The 15,813-nt window shown below is 40.9% G+C and carries 14 protein-coding genes; 5 read left to right on the top strand and 9 right to left on the bottom strand.

Annotated elements, in window-relative coordinates:
- Positions 1 to 29 precede the first annotated feature (29 nt).
- Positions 30 to 635: a hypothetical protein gene (locus WG989_RS10650; protein ID WP_340429322.1), complete on the top strand. Its 606-nt coding sequence runs from the start codon at positions 30 to 32 to the stop codon at positions 633 to 635.
- Between the two features lie 265 nt (positions 636 to 900).
- Here the strand turns inward: WG989_RS10650 and WG989_RS10645 are convergent, their stop codons facing one another.
- From WG989_RS10645 to WG989_RS10630, 4 genes are all read right to left on the bottom strand, one after another.
- Positions 901 to 1,722, bottom strand: coding sequence for an alpha/beta hydrolase (locus WG989_RS10645; protein WP_340429321.1), 822 nt, complete (start codon positions 1,720 to 1,722; stop codon positions 901 to 903).
- Positions 1,723 to 1,724: 2 nt separating this feature from the next.
- Positions 1,725 to 2,513 (bottom strand): alpha/beta hydrolase, encoded by a 789-nt coding sequence (locus WG989_RS10640; protein ID WP_340429320.1) that lies wholly within the window; start codon positions 2,511 to 2,513, stop codon positions 1,725 to 1,727.
- 107 nt (positions 2,514 to 2,620) lie between these two features.
- Complete coding sequence (locus tag WG989_RS10635) at positions 2,621 to 4,606, bottom strand: KUP/HAK/KT family potassium transporter (protein ID WP_340429319.1); 1,986 nt, start codon at positions 4,604 to 4,606, stop codon at positions 2,621 to 2,623.
- Between the two features lie 173 nt (positions 4,607 to 4,779).
- Positions 4,780 to 6,012 carry an S-adenosylmethionine:tRNA ribosyltransferase-isomerase gene (locus WG989_RS10630; protein WP_340429318.1) on the bottom strand — a complete coding sequence of 411 codons (1,233 nt, stop codon included), beginning with the start codon at positions 6,010 to 6,012 and terminating at the stop codon, positions 4,780 to 4,782.
- Positions 6,013 to 6,138: 126 nt separating this feature from the next.
- On the opposite strand from WG989_RS10630, the gene WG989_RS10625 reads away from it, so the two are divergent.
- A complete protein-coding gene (locus WG989_RS10625) occupies positions 6,139 to 7,272 on the top strand; it encodes an MBL fold metallo-hydrolase (RefSeq protein WP_340429317.1) in 1,134 nt (377 codons plus the stop codon).
- Between the two features lie 75 nt (positions 7,273 to 7,347).
- Positions 7,348 to 8,379 (top strand): LLM class flavin-dependent oxidoreductase, encoded by a 1,032-nt coding sequence (locus WG989_RS10620; RefSeq protein ID WP_340429316.1) that lies wholly within the window; start codon positions 7,348 to 7,350, stop codon positions 8,377 to 8,379.
- A gap of 67 nt (positions 8,380 to 8,446) precedes the next feature.
- Here the strand turns inward: WG989_RS10620 and WG989_RS10615 are convergent, their stop codons facing one another.
- Genes WG989_RS10615 through WG989_RS10605 form a run of 3 tightly spaced genes read right to left on the bottom strand, consistent with a single transcriptional unit; the run spans position 8,447 to position 11,224 of the window.
- A complete protein-coding gene (locus tag WG989_RS10615) occupies positions 8,447 to 9,448 on the bottom strand; it encodes an NADP-dependent oxidoreductase (RefSeq protein WP_340429315.1) in 1,002 nt (333 codons plus the stop codon).
- An 11-nt stretch (positions 9,449 to 9,459) separates the two neighbouring features.
- Complete coding sequence (locus tag WG989_RS10610; RefSeq protein ID WP_340429314.1) at positions 9,460 to 10,422, bottom strand: alpha/beta fold hydrolase; 963 nt, start codon at positions 10,420 to 10,422, stop codon at positions 9,460 to 9,462.
- Between the two features lies 1 nt (position 10,423).
- The gene (locus tag WG989_RS10605) at positions 10,424 to 11,224 is read right to left on the bottom strand and encodes an SDR family oxidoreductase (RefSeq protein WP_340429313.1); all 801 of its coding nucleotides are present in this window, start codon (positions 11,222 to 11,224) and stop codon (positions 10,424 to 10,426) included.
- 88 nt (positions 11,225 to 11,312) lie between these two features.
- Here WG989_RS10605 and WG989_RS10600 point away from each other — a divergent pair, with 88 nt between their 5' ends.
- Entirely contained in the window at positions 11,313 to 11,720 is a 408-nt protein-coding gene (locus WG989_RS10600; protein WP_340429312.1) for a winged helix-turn-helix transcriptional regulator, read from the top strand.
- A gap of 197 nt (positions 11,721 to 11,917) precedes the next feature.
- On the top strand, positions 11,918 to 12,610 hold the full coding sequence (locus WG989_RS10595) for a TerC family protein (RefSeq protein ID WP_340429311.1): 693 nt from the start codon (positions 11,918 to 11,920) through the stop codon (positions 12,608 to 12,610).
- Between the two features lie 78 nt (positions 12,611 to 12,688).
- Here the strand turns inward: WG989_RS10595 and bglX are convergent, their stop codons facing one another.
- Together bglX and WG989_RS10585 are read right to left on the bottom strand one after the other, a co-directional pair.
- On the bottom strand, positions 12,689 to 14,920 hold the full coding sequence (bglX, locus tag WG989_RS10590) for a beta-glucosidase BglX (protein ID WP_340429310.1): 2,232 nt from the start codon (positions 14,918 to 14,920) through the stop codon (positions 12,689 to 12,691).
- A gap of 68 nt (positions 14,921 to 14,988) precedes the next feature.
- On the bottom strand, positions 14,989 to 15,807 hold the full coding sequence (locus WG989_RS10585) for a glycoside hydrolase family 16 protein (protein WP_340429309.1): 819 nt from the start codon (positions 15,805 to 15,807) through the stop codon (positions 14,989 to 14,991).
- Positions 15,808 to 15,813: the final 6 nt, after the last annotated feature.

Genomic DNA, 15,813 nt, shown 5'->3' with positions numbered 1-15,813 from the left:
AAACGGGGCTTTGTTCATTCAAACCAATCATGTTACGTCTGCTGTTCATATTATTATCTCTTCTCTTCCTATCTGCTGATAAAGTAGTGCCCATTCGTGTGGCCTATCATATCGATGAAAAAAGCCAGCTCTTTCTCCTCGGCTCTACCAATGTGAACACATTTAAATGCGACTGCAAGGATAAATTTCAACCGGCGATTCTTGATGGTGATATCAATCCTTCTACCAGACTTATCAAGTTTAAAAATGCACGGCTTCGTGTAAAAACAAAATTACTCAGCTGCAGAAACAATGTAATGAACAGGGATATGCACAAAGCACTGAAAGCAGATGAATTTCCGTTTATTACAGTTGACCTGTTGAATGCCTTACCTCAACACAACGAAAAAGAAATGCAGCCCGGCAAAGTGTACAACTATAATGTAAACACTACCATCAGTATTGCGGGCATCAGCAAAGCACAACTCATCAACGTAAAAATGATGCGTACCAAAGACAATCTCTACCGGTTAACTGCCAGTAAAGACATTCTCATGAGTGAGTATGAGATCCGGCCAAGAACTCCGTTTAACATCATCAAGATCGACGACCTTATCAGTATTCACTTTGAAATGCTGGTAAATGCAGGTAATTGATTTTTCTTCTTCTTCTCATTTTTGATTTGTTATGACTGTAATTAATCAGTCTAATACAATCGTCATGTCGAGGCACGAGACATCTCTAAAGAATCAGGTGCTAAATAATTAATTCTTTCGCTCAGATTTTTAAACCCATTCTTTGTCGGTAAAATCATTTCATCGGAGAGATGTCTCGTGCCTCGACATGACGGACGAAGTGCTTGACTAAATGAGAGATTCTGTAAATGGGAAAACAAGAAGGTTATACGGACAACTGATATTATTACTTCAACAACAAACTATCAATTTTTTCATGAAACAAACTATACACCGCTAAATTGTTGTGTCTGCCCTTCGGAAGTGTAATGTACTCGTCGCCTTTTTTCAGCAATGGCTTTAAACGCAAACTATGTTTATATGGAATAACGCCATCGTTTGTACCATGAAAAATGGTAACAGGTGCTTTTACTAGCGGAAGAAATTGGTACAATGGAAAATCAAACCGCAACATGGAATGTGTTGGATAAAACGGAAAATGCGCTCCCGCCAATTCAGGTAAACTGTAATACGGCGTTTCAAGGATCAATTGCTTGCATGGTCGTTGACTGGCCAATTCTGTTGCAACGCCTGTTCCTAACGATCGGCCATAGATAACGATCTTGTCAGCAGCAAACCGTTTGCTCACCAGTTTGTACAAAAGAGCTGCATCATTGTACAAATGCTCTTCACGAAACTTACCGGTTGATTTTCCAAAACCGGGATAATCAGGCATCCACACTTCATAACCATTGCGTGTAAAATAACCGGCACAGTCGGCATAGCGATTAATATTTTCTCTGTTGCCATGGAAATACAATACAACACCTGCAACATCTGCAGTATCGTTCGGAAAAAATTTTACAACATTGAGAATACGGTTTTCAGCAATGGGAATATTCATTTCTTCATGTGGTTGTGTAAACGAAAACACATAACCCGCCCGCAACTGAATGGGATGAAGGAAAATTGAATCCTGTAAATACCACAATGCCAAACCACCCAGTACATAAATTACCGGAATGGTTTTTACTATCAGCCACAACCTTCGTTTTGTCTTTACCTGCATAATTATACTTTCAGAATATCACGGATAAAATTATGATACTCCGGGTAAGTTGGCAGATTATTATGTCCGCCACCATGAATACGGATGAGTGTAATACGACGTGGGTTAATGGCTTGCAGCCGTTCGCTGTGCCGTATGGGGATGAGCCAGTCTTTCGTGCCATGTATAATATAGGTATGACATTTTACTTCTTTGATCCACTGATCGGTTCGCAAATGAAACCGCAATACAAAACGGATCGGCAAAAAAGGTAAAAACCGTTCTACTACTTTTCGAAAGCTGTAATAAGGTGCATCAAGGATCAAATAACGGGGACGATTATCCGCTGCCAGTTTACTTGCAAACCCACTGCCCATACTTCGCCCGTAAACAAGAATATGATCTTCCGGAAACTGCAGACACAACTGATCGTACACAAACTGCATATCACGGAGCATCGCCACTTCACTTCGTTTGCCAATACTTTTTCCAAAGCCACGGTAATCGACCAACAACACATCATACCCAAACCGAAAAAAATCACGTGCATATTTTCCCCAGCCTTTTATACTGCGGGTATTGCCATGAAAATAAATGATGAGTCCGTGCGGATTTTTTACATTGAAATGAATACCGCTGATAGTAACACCCGGTTCGGGATTAAAACTTACCTCTTTGAAAGGAGCATCGTATTTAAATTCAAAATCGGCAGCCAGTTTCTCCGGCTTAAAAATAAATTTCTCCTGGATGAAATAAGCGATCACCATCAACAGGACATAACCGATAATGATATAGAGAAAAGTTGGCGACAAATTACAGTTTGTAGTTTATAGTTTGTGGTTTGTATTCATTAATGTAGAGCTATTTCAAGTTAGGCAGAATAACCGGATTAAATAAACTACAAACTATCAACTACTAACTATTCTTCTTCATCCCTGTAAATACGTTTGAGTTTTAAACTGCTGATGGGTGCTACAATGAGCGGGAATTTTTCAACCGCTACATTACTTTGATCCAAACCAAAGCCTTTTTCTTCGCTGAGCCCGATGCGTTTCACAAGGAAGTAAAACCGCATAATGATCCGCTCAAAGAATGGCAGCTCATTATCCTGGCTCAGGAATTTTTCCATCACCACAAATTGAAAATCACCTACTACATTATTACGTTGCAAACTTTCGTAACGGCTCGTAATATTTACTTCTTTGTTGCTCACCATATCTTCCACTACTTTACGGAACATGAGGTTGATACGTGGCTGCATACGGAAACCTAAACGGAATTCAACCCGAATCACTTCATTGGGGATAATGGTGGTTACTTCAAATTCGCAGGTATAAGGATCATCCAATGTATCCACATGCACAAACCAATAAATATCGGCACGCTTGGGTTTACGGTTGAGGATAGAGTAAATAATTTTATGCTCAATTTCCTTTGGATTGTTAGCACTGGAGAGGTACACCAAATGCGTTGCATGTTTGGTTACCGTCATATCATTGCTCAACTCCTGCAACATGGGCAGGTAATGATCAAGCCGTACAAACTCAACATACCGGTTTTTAATTTTGCGGGCACGGTACCATACGTACATTACCAGGAACATCATTAATCCAATGACCAGTGTAATATAACCGCCGTGCAGGAACTTATCCATGAGCGCTACCAGATAAGCCACTTCAATAATGAGATAACCGGCGAGGAAAATATAAATATAGATTGGCTTTACACGATGCAATACCATGTAATTCGCAAACAGCAATGTGGTCATGATCATGGTTACAATGATCGCCAAACCATAAGCTGCTTCCATTTTTGATGATTCACGGAAATACAATACCACGAACGCACAACCGAAGAACATAAACAGATTCATACCGGGTATGAACAACTGTCCTCGCTCTTCACTGGGATAATTAATTTTTAAACGGGGCCACAGGTTCAAACGCATGGCTTCACTTATGAGTGTAAACGCACCGGCGATCATTGCCTGACTGGCGATAATAGCAGCCGAAGTTGCAATTACCACACCTGCAATAATGAACCAATGCGGCATAAGATCGTAAAACGCATGAATACCGGTTTCGGCTTTGAACGTACTATCGATCAGTTTGCCGTTGTATTTTGACAAGAGTGACGCCCCTTGTCCGAAATAGTTAATGAGCAAACAGGTTTTTACATACACCCACGACAAACGAATATTATCTTTTCCGCAATGTCCCAGATCACTGTACAATGCTTCTGCACCCGTGGTACACAGAAACACCGCTCCCAACAGCCAGAACCCTTCCGGATAATTGGCGAGGAAATCATAGGCATAATACGGATTCACCGCTTTGAAAATGCTGAGATCATCAAACACATGTACAATACCCAGCACCGCCAGCATGGTAAACCAAACCATCATAACGGGGCCAAACAAACGACCGATTGAACCTGTACCAAACTGCTGCATGAAAAAGAACAGCGAAAGAATAATAAGTACGATCGTTACAATGGTGTTCACCGGCAGATCACGCAACTGCGGCAATACTTTCAAACCCTCAATGGCAGATGTAATAGAGATGGGCGGTGTAATAATACCATCGGCCAGCAATGAAGCACCACCGATCATGGCAGGGATCACCAGCCATTTTCTTCTTCGCCTTACCAATGCATATAGTGAGAAAGTGCCGCCTTCACCTTTATTATCGGCACGCAGCACCATGATCACATACTTAATAGTTGTTTGCAAGGTCAATGTCCAGATGATACAAGACAGTGCACCAACAATTAAAGTTTCTGATACAACTCTGCCACCAATGATAGCATTGAAAACGTACAGGGGAGAAGTTCCGATGTCGCCATAAATAATGCCTAATGCAATTAATAAACCTGCCGTTGTAACTTTTGACGTGTGCTTTCCCACAAATAGAATTTAAGTGAGGATACGAACCAATTTGGTTGATTGGTTTTCGAACTACAAACCAAAGGTAGTGCTTGGGTTGAAATGGACAAGAAAAAAGCTTGCAACTCTCAGCTATTAGATGTTAGTAAAGACAATAGCCGAATTCGTTTCCACTAACATCGATTGGCTGGAGACTACCTAACTGCATCTTTCCATAACAAGCTCCCATCGCCATAACTCAAAAAACGAAAATCGTTTGCCAGCGCATATTCATAGATTTTCTTCCAATCATCACCCAGCAAAGCAGCGACCAACAACAACAATGTAGAATTGGGTTGATGAAAATTGGTGATAAGGGCTGTAGCAATGCGAAGCCGGTAACCCGGAGCAATTAATATTTGTGTATGGCAGATGAGTTGATCTGTTTTTTGTTGTTCCATCCAACCCAGCAATGCTTTTAATGCCTCTGCTGCGGTGGCGGTTTGTAACGGCAGATCATACGCTTCCCACTGTTGCACTTCCAGTTGTTGCAAGGTAGCTGCAGGATTGAGCATTGCTTTTACACCCATCCAGTACAAACTTTCAATGGTGCGAAGCGATGTAGTACCAACAGGAATAACAGGATCGTTGACATGTTGTATCAAATTTTCAATATCAGCTTTTGTGATCTCGATCCACTCCCGGTGCATGGGATGATCCTGCATTCGTTCACTCTTCACGGGCTGAAACGTGCCTGCTCCTACATGCAATGTTACAAACTGGTGTCGGATACCTTTTTCCTGCAATTGATGCAATAGTTGTGGTGTAAAATGCAAACCGGCGGTTGGTGCAGCCACACTACCTTCGTGCCTTGCATACACGGTTTGATAACGGTCATAGTCAGCCGCTTCTGATTGGCGTTGCAGATACGGTGGCAACGGTAATATACCTGCATGGTGCAGCAATTCTGCAAACGTGAATTGTGGATGATCCCAACTCAATTCGATCTCAAATGTGCCTTGTTCCTGCTTGAGTTTTTCAGCTTTCAACAACACATCCCCTTGCTGTGTGCTGAGATGTTTTTCTAAAAACGGTTGCTTCCACTTACCGGCACCACCTACAAGACAGGTCCAGCGTACCGCCCCCCGGCTTGTCATCGCTTCTGTTACCTCTGCTCCTGCTGCCGGTTCCAGACAAAAAATCTCAATGGTACCACCTGTTGATTTTTGAAACATGATACGTGCTTCAATTACCTTGGTATTATTGAAAACGAGAAACGCATTATCGGGCAGATGTTGCGGCAGATTACGGTACACATCCGTTGCAATGGTTCCTTCTTTGTAAATAAGCAGTTTGCTTAAATCCCGTTCAGTTAAAGGATAACGGGCTATTCGATCGTCTGGTAAATCGTATGTAAAATCGTTGATCTGAAGCTGCGAAGGGTGCATGCTGCAAAGATGAGAGAATTTGCCTGAAACGGAATCACTTGTGCTGCAATGAGCCTCTCTTCTTTATCTGCAAACTTACACGCCGCTTTACGAACACTACCTTTGCACATCTTTTCAAAAAAATACATGAAACGAAAACTATTCATTTTTATAAAACGACTTATGATCTTTGTATTCGCTACCACATTGGTACTGTCAACAGTTACTTTTTTCTACATCCGGCAGGATAAATTCGGAAAGGCTCCTTCAGGCGAACGGCTAGAACGTATGAAACAATCACCCAATTTTAAAAACGGAAAGTTTCAGAACCTGAGTTTTACACCTTCACTCACCAAAGGATACAGCATGACCGGTGTACTGTACAACTTTTTTTTCAGGAAGCATCCAAACAGGGCTCCGATCGATAGTATTCCGCATATAAAAACAGATCTCTTTAAACTCAATAAAGAAGAAGATGTTTTGATTTGGTTTGGACACTCTTCCTATTTTATGCAACTGGAGGGCAAGCGTATTTTGGTTGATCCGGTGTTTAGTGGAAATGCGTCGCCGATACCCGGCACTACCAGATCGTTTATTGGAACAGAGATGTACACAGTAGATGATCTGCCTGCTATCGACTATCTCTTTATTACACATGATCATTATGACCATCTGGATTATGAAACCATACTGAAGCTGAAAACAAAAGTGAGCAAGGTGATCTGCGGATTAGGTGTAGGATCGCACCTTGAACAATGGGGTTTCGATACATCAATGATCATCGAAAAAGATTGGCATGATGCGTTTCAGTTAGACAGTCAGTTCAAGGTTACCGTAACACCTGCCCGTCATTTTTCCGGACGAAGTTTTACCCGCAACAACACACTTTGGTGTTCGTATATTTTACAAACACCATCGATCAAACTTTTTATTGGCGGCGATAGTGGATACGATACTCACTTTAAAAGCATCTTTGAAAAATACGGAGCGGTTGACTTAGCCATTCTTGAAAACGGGCAATACAATGTAGCCTGGCAGGCCATTCATACCTTACCACACGAAGTATTGCAGGCAGCAAAAGATCTGGGTGCAAAACGGGTATTTCCTGTTCATTCATCCAAATTTGCATTGGCAAATCATTCCTGGGATGAACCTTTAAAAAAGATTACTGAATTGAATCAACAACTTTCGATCCCTTTAGTAACACCCATTATTGGGGAGCCTGTACGATTGAAAGACAGTACGCAAACATTCCGTCAATGGTGGACGGATATTAAATAAGCCGGGAGTATTTTAATCAAGCGCTTCGATCTGCTCTTCTTTCCTCTCTTATCTTTGCATTCAAAATAAACGAATATGGAGTTAGGTGTAGGCATGTTTGGCGATAATCATTTCGATAAGAATGGTAAAGCACTACCGGTGGGTCAGCGGTTGCGGGAGTTGATCGAAGAAATTAAACTGATGGATGAGTTGGGTATCGACTTTTACGGCATTGGTGAGCATCACCGTCCTGACTATGCGGTATCAACGCCTGAAATTATTCTGGCCGCCGCCGCAACTGTTACAAAAAATATTAAACTCGGCAGTGCGGTTACGGTATTAAGCTCAACGGATCCGGTGCGTGTGTATCAACAGTTTGCTACCATCGATCAATTGAGTAATGGCCGTGCAGAGATCACCGCCGGACGTGGAAGTTTTATTGAATCGTTCCCCTTGTATGGTTATAACCTCAACGATTACGATGGATTGTTCGAAGAAAAATTAGACCTCTTACAAAAAATAAATAACGAAGACCGTATAACCTGGAAAGGCAAGTATCGCCCAGCATTGAAAAATCAGGAAGTGTTGCCACGTGCTGTAAATAATCATCTCAACATTTGGGTAGCAGTAGGCGGCACACCGGAGTCGGTAGTACGTGCAGCCAAAGCAGGCTTACCGGTGATCTTTGCAATTATTGGCGGCAGCCCTGCACAGTTTCAACCGTTGTTCAAGTATAACAAAGAAGTGTATCAACATTTCAAACACGACATGAACAAGTTTGAAGTAGGAGTACATATGCATTGCTTTTTTGGTGAAGACAGTAAACAAACAGCAGACGAATATTATCCGTTATATGCCGGACAGATGGATCGTGTAGGCCGCAGTCGTGGATGGCCTCCTTATCAACGCAATCAATATGATTATGGCAGAGGTAAAGAAGGTGCATTAATTATTGGTGATGCAGACGAAGCTGTTGATAAAATTCTGCAGATGCAGGAGTTGTTTGGGTTAACACGTTTCTCCGCACATATGGATGTGGGTGGACCATCGCATGCATCGTTGATGAAATCAATTGAAATTTATGGAACGAAGATCGTACCGAAAGTGAAGGAGGCGTTGAAGAAGTAATACAATTGCCGCATTATTACTTTAGCAGGACCAGCCTTGGTTCATATGAGCCAAGGCATAGAACAAACTATTTGATCTTAACAACCACCTTTCCTTTTGCTCTTCCTGTTTCCACATACGCCATCGCTTCATTCGTTTGTTCAAATGGAAACACTTTATCCATCACAGGTTTTATAATTCCTTGCTCAATCAGTTTTGTAAGTTCACTTAATTGTTCGCCCTGTGCCCGCATAAAAAGAAATGAATAGTTTACGCCAAGCCGTTTCGCCTTTTTCCTGATTCCGGAACTTAAAAATTTCAATACCGTTTTTAAAAACCAATTCGCATTTATTTGCTTTCCAAATTCCGGATCGGGAGGACCAGAGATAGAAATAACTTTCCCTTTTGACTTTAATATCCGTAACGACTTTTCAAGTGTTTTTGTGTCCTGACTATTCAACACTACATCGTAATCTTTTAATACGGTTTCAAAATCTTCCTTTTTGTAATCAATAACAACATCAGCACCGAGGCTTTTTACTAAATCAAAACTGCCTGCACTTGCTGTTGTGGCCACAGTTGCACCCAAATGTTTTGCTAACTGAATGGCGAATGTGCCTACGCCGCCTGAGCCTGCCTGAATAAAAACCTTTTGCCCTTTTTTCAGGTTTGCTTTTTCAACAAGTGCCTGCCATGCTGTTAAACCAACCAATGGAATAGAAGCAGCTTCTTCCATCGAAAGATTTTTTGGTTTAAGCGCCACATCGTTTTCATTCATCGCAATAAATTCTGCAAATGTACCAATGCGATGATCGGCAGGTCTTGCATAAACCTCATCACCAACTTTAAATTTTTGAACGTTTCCACCAACTTTTGTAACCACACCTGCCACATCGTGCCCCAACGTAAATGGAGTTTTATAAGGCAAGATCAGTTTGAATTCACCATCCCTGATCTTTGAATCCAACAGGTTTACACCTGCTGCATGTATTTGTACCAATACATCATTTGCCTTTACAGCAGGTTCTGCTATTTCAGTTAGTTGTAATTTTTCTTTTTTACCGTAGTGTTTTAATACGAATGCTTTCATTTCTATATTTTTTAGTTTACTAAAAACCTTAATGCCTGTGTGATAAATTCTTCGTGATATTGAAAAATACCACCATGTCCTGAATTAGGGTAAATTACAATTTCTGCATTTGGAAAACGCTTTGCCAAATCATACGAGTTGGTTGTTGGCACCATTCTGTCATGATCACCATTTGCTACTAATACAGGATGTTTAAAAACGCTTAAATCGGCAGGGGTATCGTTCCCCCAGGCAGCAATAGCTTGCAGTTGTTTTTTCAATACACTCAGTTTTACTTTCTTATCCCGGTTTTCTGTTCTTTCGTTTAAACGTTTCAGAAAATCTCGGGCTGCTTCTTTCCCCACTTTGTTTTGTGTAAAGAACAAATAAAACTTGGGGTCTCTGAATGTGAAGATGCCTTTAAAAATATCCTTGTACGTTAAGCCAACCACATCGCTAACTCCCTCTCCACCTCTAGGGCCTGTACCTGCAAGTATTATTTTACGTACCAAAGCCGGTTCAATTAAAAGTAGTTCCTGCGTAATAAAACCTCCCATAGAAAAAGCCACAATATCAACTTGCTTGTATCCCAACGAATCAATAAAAGCAATCGCATCTTTTGCCATGTCAGCAATACTTGTTCCCTGCTCGCCGCTTGTTGCACCGACGCCTCTGTAATCAAAGGAAATAATATGACGATGTGCTGCAATTGCATCCATAATTCTTGGATCGCAATTATCAAGGTTTGCTGTTAAGTGATTGAAATAAATAACAGGTATATCGCCTTCTTTGCCATAGGAACGATAGGCGATCTTTATTCCGTTAGCCTCCACAAACTTAGTGGGAACTGTTGCATAAGTGTAACCGGCATTCGTTGCATTTCCACTTTGCAGATTTGTTGTTGCCATGATTGAAATAGTTTGATTGGTTGTTTGTGAAAATGAACTGTTAGTAAAGCCTGTCAGTAGCAATACTGCTATTGAATACGCTTTCATTTTATAAACTGTTTAATTGTTTAAGAACATTTTTTTCCAGAATACCATACGCAAAATGTTGCAGATTGATCAAAGCAGAAGTGCCCTTGCCAACGATGTTCCTGAATTTGGGATTTTCTGATTGAACTACTTTAAGCACTTTTTCTGCAACCATTGCCGGGTCTTCGGCTTTTTCGGCCAGGTCGTTAGTGAAGCTTTTAATTTTACCCCTTAACGTATTGTAGTCTTCAATTTTTGTGAAAGGTGAAGATGAATTATCCAGGATGCTTGTTTTAAAAGCAGAAGGTTCAATCATCGCAACACTGATATTAAACCCGTTCAATTCGTAACGTAATGATTTGAAATATCCTTCCAATGCATGTTTGGAAGCTGCATAGTAAGCAGCATTGGGAAACGATACAAGACCAACTATTGAGCCTACCGTTATTATTTTACCAAACTTCTGTTTTCTGAAATGTGGCAATACAGCATTGGTTACCTTAATCGTTCCCCAAAAGTTTGTTTCCAATTGTTGCCTGCCTAAATCAATGGGCGTTTCTTCTGCAATCCCTGAAACCAAAAAGCCTGCATTGTTAATCAGAACATCCAACTGACTTATTTCCTTATAAATTCTTTCTGAAAAAGTGTTGATTGATTCTTCTGAATCAAGGTCTAATGCGATCATTTTGAAAGGCAACTTTGCTGCATACCTTTCCGGGTCACGACTTGTTCCAATTACAGTATACCCACTTTGGTGGAGCTTTTTGGCAATCAGTAACCCAAAGCCTGAAGAAGCACCGGTTACCAGAATTGTTTGTTTCATTTCTTATTGTTTTGTACTTTTACTTGCATTTTGCAAGTGCAATATACAAATTACTTGCAAAATGCAAGTGGTTTTTAAAAATATTTTTATGCCCAAACTCAAAAAAAGATCAGATTGTCCTGTTAGCAGTTCACTTGATATATGGGGAGATAAGTGGTCGCTGTTGATTATCAGGGACCTTATGTTTGCAAAAGAGTGTACCTATGGTGATTTTCTAAAAGCCCCGGAACATATAGCCACCAATATTCTGGCTTCAAGATTACAGATACTTGAAGAAAGCAAAATCATTGAAAAATTAGAGCATCCTGAGAGTAAAGCAAAAGTGTTATACAGGTTAACCAAAAAAGGAATTGATCTGCTTCCTTTAATGATTGAAATAAACTTATGGGCTGAAAAATATTTCACTATTCCGGCCGACAGAAAAGCAATGTTGAAAGAGGTGAAAAAAGATAAAGAAGGATTTATAAAGGCAATGACGAAAGAATTGGAGAAATAAGATGATCAGAATATCTGCTACCCGAGGCAGGTAAAGGATTAGTTTATATTCGATTTTTATTACTGATACTTTATCGATTGCTCCGAAGTTTAGAGAGGCTTTGAGGATGTAAGCAGGTATTGCAACCGGGGTTCAACTTCCACACAACGCAACTGCTTTTATAAAAAAACCTATCTTGAAGCAATAATCAATCAACCATGTCAGAAACAATCATCGCCCTTATTTCACTTATTGCATTAGAGGTAATTCTTGGTATTGATAATATCATCTTTATTTCCATTCTTGCAGATAAGTTACCGGAAGATCAACGGAACAAACTCCGCTATTGGGGTATTGGCCTGGCCATGATCATGCGGTTGTTATTACTTGCCGTAATATCGTGGATACTACGACTTGACCAAACGTTGTTTACATGGTTTGATATTGCGTTCTCCGGCAAATCGCTGATCCTGATCGCAGGTGGTTTATTCTTACTCTACAAAAGCACGAAAGAGATCTATCACAAAAGCGAAATCGCTGATGAAGAAACACCACGCATTCCCGTTAAAAGCAGCTTTGGTAAATTATTGGGCGAAGTAATTTTGCTTGATCTTGTTTTTTCTGTTGACTCGATCATTACGGCTGTGGGTATGGTGAGTGAATTATGGGTGATGTACACTGCGGTGATCGTAACAGTGATCATTATGCTCATTGCATCAAAACCCATCAGCGATTTTATTTACAAACATCCTTCGTTCAAAATACTGGCACTTTGCTTTTTAATGATGATCGGCGTATCGCTGCTGGCGGAAGGGTTCCAGTTTAAAATTCCGAAAGGTTATATTTATTTCTCAATGGCATTCGCCTTTTTAGTGGATGTGATACAGATGAAAACGGTAAAGCACAAATAAGAAGCAATGTTTCATTCAAAAACAAAACCCTTTCGATGATCGAAAGGGTTTTGTTTTACTTTTTAATCGATTGCCTGTTTATTTCTTTAACTCGAAATCAATTTCTTTTACATCCCTGCTGTTGCCGCCAATGTACAATTTGAATTTACCCGGCTCATAGATGTATTGCAACTGATCGTTGTAAAAACGAAGATCGTTTACTGTAAGTACAAACTGAATTTGTTTTGATTCTCCTTTCTTCAACCTGATCTTTTGAAAGCCTTTCAACTCTTTTACCGGACGAACAACAGAACCGGTGATATCACGGATGTACAATTGCACCACTTCTTCCCCATCATAATTACCGGTATTGGTTATGGTTACAGTTGCCGTTAATTTTTCATTTGCACGGATCGTTGCTTTATTCAGTTTAATAACACTGTATTGAAAATTTGTATAACTCAATCCGAAGCCAAACGGATACTGCGGACTGTTGCGTAGATCGGTATAAGCCGATACATAGTTTACATCCGTTTCTGTTTTTGCAGGGCGACCTGTATTGTAATAGTTGTAGTAGATCGGAATTTGTCCTTCGCTGCGTGGAAACGTCATTGGTAATTTACCGGAAGGATTGTAATCGCCAAACAATACATCAGCAATGGCATCCGCTCCTTTGGTTCCCAACCACCAGGTATAAACAACGGCTGGCACATGTTCTGCTGTCCAATTAAACACCAACGGACGACCAGCTGCAATTAAAACGACCACCGGTTTACCAGTTGCCATTACTGCTTTGATCAATTCTTCCTGTACACCAGGCAAATGAATATTGCTGCGGCTCTTTGCTTCGCCACTCATGTTTCTTGTTTCGCCAACATACATGACCACAACATCGGATTGATTTGCAGCAGCCACTGCTTCTGCAAATCCTGCACGGCTAGTATCTGTCAACTCACATCCTTTTGCATAGAACAGTTGTGTATTGCTGCCTGTTTTATTTTGTATAGCTTGGTGCAGGCTGGGTATGCGTGCTGAATCATCATCCCAATCATAACTCCAGAAACCAAGATGTTCTTTCACTGCTTTTACCAACGGACCAACCACTGCGATCTTTTTCGTTTGTTTCGAGATTGGTAATAATTGTTTGTCGTTCTTTAACAACACAATACTTTTCTGCGCCATTTGTTTGGCCGCTTCCAGATGTTGCGGATTGTTCCACTGTTGTTTTTCACGTTCTACGTTGCTGAACTTGTAAGGATCAGCAAACAAACCCATTTCATATTTTTTTTGAAGGATGCGACGCACGGCATCATCGATCACACTCATTTTTACTTTTCCTTCACGTACCAGTCGTGGCAAATGCTGAATGTATGCACGGCTTTCCATGTCCATATCACTGCCGGCATTCGCAGCCAACATGGCGGCTTCATAACTATCGGCTGCATATCCATGATTCACCATTTCACCTACACTACCCCAATCGCTTACCACAAAACCTTTGTAGCGCCATTTGCCTTTCAGCAGATCACGTTGTAAATAGCGGTTACCCGTTGCCGGTATTCCGTTGAGATCGTTAAATGAATTCATGAATGTAGCGGCACCTGCATCAGCAGCAGATTTGAATGGAGGTAAATAAATTTCATGCAGCATGCGTAAACTCATATCAACCGAGTTATAATCCCTTCCTCCCACTGCTGCGCCATACGCTGCAAAATGTTTTACACAAGCCATCACTGCATCGGTATACCCTAACCCTTTTCCCTGGAAACCATTTACTCTTGCTTTTGCAATGAATGAACCTAAAAAAGGATCTTCACCTGCACCTTCCATTACACGGCCCCAACGGGGATCACGACCAATATCAACCATTGGAGCAAACGTCCAGTGAATACCGGCTGCACTTGCTTCAACAGCTGCAATACGTGCACTCAATTCAATTGCTTCCATATCCCAACTCGCTGCTTCAGCTAATGGCAATGGAAAAATTGTTCTGTACCCGTGGATCACATCCTGCCCAAATAATAATGGAATTTTTAACCGTGACTGAATTGCGATCTGCTGCAACGACCGTGTACGTTCTGCGCCGGTTACATTGAGATAAGAACCGATCAAACCCTTTCGCACCTGTGTTTGCTTATCACCATCCTGCGTAATAGGACCGGTAGCAGCAAAGTCGCTGCTGTATTGATTCATTTGCCCGATCTTTTCTTCTAGCGTCATTAGCTTGATCAATGAATCCAGAAAGCGATCCATTTTTGCTGCATTGCTTAGTTGTGAAAAAACAGAACTGCTGATGCAACAAATCAAGAGGACAAGGAAATGCCGTTTCATATTGTGTGGTTGAATAGCGTTAACAAGAATTCGACTACTAAAAGCGAAAGAACAAAACAATAAATGAATTACTGATATACCCGAACGTAATCAATTTCCATACGCTGCGGAAAAATTTTATCATCTACTCCAAACTTACCACCCCAGTTTCCACCTACTGCAACATTCAGCAGCAAATGAAATTCTTTATCGAACGGCCAGGCAGCACTGCCTTGTTTGTTGTTGGAAAAGCGATGATATTCTTTTCCATCGAGCAGAAAAATAATTTCATCAGCACTCCATTCGATCGAATAAACATGAAACGCAGTGGAAAGATCGCTTACAGGAATAGCTGTGCCTACCTGTGTGCCTTGCCCATGATTAAACGCTCCGGTATGTACTGTTGCAAATAATGAATCGGGCCAGTAACCAACATTTTCCATAATATCAATTTCACCACTATGCGGCCAACCACCGTATTCCCATTTGGTAGGCAACATCCAGATAGCGGGCCACATACCTGTACCTGCCGGCAGTTTTGCTTTCACATCAATACGGCCATATTTCCAATCGCCTTTATTTTTTGAAGCCAATCGTGCCGATGTGTATTTGGCATCTTCAAAATTTTCTTTGTGTGCTTCAATAATCAGTTTTCCATTTTCCACCCGTGCATTTTCCAAGCGATCGTGTGTGTAAAACTGTAATTCATTATTACCCCAGCCGCAATTATCCGGACAGCCACGGCCTTTATCATAATTCCATTTTTTGCTATCGGGTAAACCTGTGTTTGTAAACTCATCGGACCAAACCAGTTTTTTATATTTTGATTGTGCCAGCACGGAACTGCAATTGGTGAAATTCCATAGCAGCAACAAAAAAAAGGTAGTACGAAAAATACTGCTCATCATGATCGT

Source organism: Lacibacter sp. H407 (assembly GCF_037892605.1).
Lineage (GTDB): Bacteria > Bacteroidota > Bacteroidia > Chitinophagales > Chitinophagaceae > Lacibacter.
The sequence above is the reverse complement of the archived record's forward strand: the minus strand, read 5'-3'. Positions and strand labels throughout refer to the sequence as shown.

Bases quoted from the DNA above. Each gene is read 5' to 3' on its own strand.
- WG989_RS10645 (WP_340429321.1), bottom strand. From the start codon at position 1,722: ATGCAGGTAAAGACAAAACGAAGGTTGTGGCTGATAGTAAAAACCATT.
- WG989_RS10600 (WP_340429312.1), top strand. From the start codon at position 11,313: ATGCCCAAACTCAAAAAAAGATCAGATTGTCCTGTTAGCAGTTCACTT.
- WG989_RS10625 (WP_340429317.1), top strand. From the start codon at position 6,139: ATGAAACGAAAACTATTCATTTTTATAAAACGACTTATGATCTTTGTA.
- WG989_RS10610 (WP_340429314.1), bottom strand. From the start codon at position 10,422: ATGAAAGCGTATTCAATAGCAGTATTGCTACTGACAGGCTTTACTAAC.
- bglX (WP_340429310.1), bottom strand. From the start codon at position 14,920: ATGAAACGGCATTTCCTTGTCCTCTTGATTTGTTGCATCAGCAGTTCT.
- WG989_RS10650 (WP_340429322.1), top strand. From the start codon at position 30: ATGTTACGTCTGCTGTTCATATTATTATCTCTTCTCTTCCTATCTGCT.
- WG989_RS10615 (WP_340429315.1), bottom strand. From the start codon at position 9,448: ATGAAAGCATTCGTATTAAAACACTACGGTAAAAAAGAAAAATTACAA.
- WG989_RS10605 (WP_340429313.1), bottom strand. From the start codon at position 11,224: ATGAAACAAACAATTCTGGTAACCGGTGCTTCTTCAGGCTTTGGGTTA.
- WG989_RS10630 (WP_340429318.1), bottom strand. From the start codon at position 6,012: ATGCACCCTTCGCAGCTTCAGATCAACGATTTTACATACGATTTACCA.
- WG989_RS10585 (WP_340429309.1), bottom strand. From the start codon at position 15,807: ATGATGAGCAGTATTTTTCGTACTACCTTTTTTTTGTTGCTGCTATGG.
- WG989_RS10595 (WP_340429311.1), top strand. From the start codon at position 11,918: ATGTCAGAAACAATCATCGCCCTTATTTCACTTATTGCATTAGAGGTA.
- WG989_RS10620 (WP_340429316.1), top strand. From the start codon at position 7,348: ATGGAGTTAGGTGTAGGCATGTTTGGCGATAATCATTTCGATAAGAAT.